Here is a 599-nt window from a genome sequence, read left to right as displayed (position 1 = left end):
AACATCGCTCACAAGTGGGAATTACCCGAAGAAGAAGAAACCGTTGTGAAGCCAGAGAAAACAGTGAAATCAGCAGAAGCCAGACGTCGCATTGAGGCACTGCGTGAAATCCGCGAAAGCGGGTTAAGCATTGAAGAAGCAAGAGAACTTGGCTTGATTCACTGATTCTCTCAATTCGGTGTACCACTCCATAGGGTAGCCAACTGGCTGCCCTCTTTATTGGTTCATCGCGGATAAGCGGGAACTAAAAACAAAAACGGTAGTAAGTGATAGAGTTTTATCGCCAAACAAAACCTACACAAACTACCGTTTTCATGTCGAATCATACTTTCCTATCTTCATTCTGGGAAGGCTTTCATATAGTAAAGTCTCATCAGACTGCGTCATTAATAAAGCTCACTCTCAAACCTAATTCTATCGCTAAGTGTCCGTGCGGGCTTAAAGCTCAAGCCATACATGAGTATCAGTGGCGTAACGTGAAGGAAGCTACACTGTTAGGAGCTCCCGTTGAACTGTCCATTCAAACCCGACGCATCAAGTGCAGTAACTGCGGCATTAAAACAGAGCGGCTATCTTGGTTGGAACCTTATGCTCGTATC

The 599-nt window shown here is 44.9% G+C and carries 1 protein-coding gene and 1 pseudogene; both read left to right on the top strand.

The features are described from left to right. Positions 1-165: PA3496 family putative envelope integrity protein (locus tag R7Z50_RS31635; RefSeq protein WP_411979536.1), on the top strand; the 165-nt coding region annotated here is incomplete at its 5' end. A 149-nt stretch (positions 166-314) separates the two neighbouring features. Continuing rightward, positions 315-599 (top strand): annotated as a pseudogene (locus R7Z50_RS29070) (ISL3 family transposase); the annotation flags it as partial.

The sequence above is a fragment of the Vibrio sp. 1249-1 genome (assembly GCF_033340495.1).
Note: the sequence above shows the minus strand (reverse complement) of the source record. Positions and strands in the feature narration are given on the sequence as shown.